General features: G+C 55.9%; 1 protein-coding gene. It reads right to left on the reverse strand.

Going from position 1 to position 365, the window contains the following annotated elements; all coding sequences use genetic code 11:
* Positions 1 to 203, reverse strand: a 203-nt coding sequence (locus AC1RPT_RS07805; RefSeq protein WP_481762986.1) for a hypothetical protein, incomplete at its 3' end; no start/stop codon positions are given.
* Positions 204 to 365: the final 162 nt, after the last annotated feature.

Below are 365 nucleotides of genomic sequence, written 5' to 3' on the forward strand. Positions count from 1 at the left end.
CCATTCGACAGTTCCTTCGTCATCACGAATTCGGCACCCCGCACATCATTCTCGATTGCCCAGAATGCGGCATCGACCAGCAGCGTCGAGAACATCTTGTGAATCGAGCTGAACACCGGACGCGTACCCTGCGTCGGATACACCGAGTTTGCGTAGATTCGATCCAGCAGCGATTGGTCGGCCGCGAACTTGATGCCCGACACTTTCTACATCTCCCGTACGTACTGGTTGACGGAACGCGCGATCAGCGCCTCGTACGATTTTCGGCTGAGCGACGGGTAGATGATGTGGTTGTTGCCGAAGCGCGCCACCTGCTCGGGCTTGAACCGCGACATCAGATGATCCTTGATCATATTGACCGAGAT

It is taken from the genome of Dellaglioa sp. CoH-56-MRSF-11, from assembly GCF_056782135.1.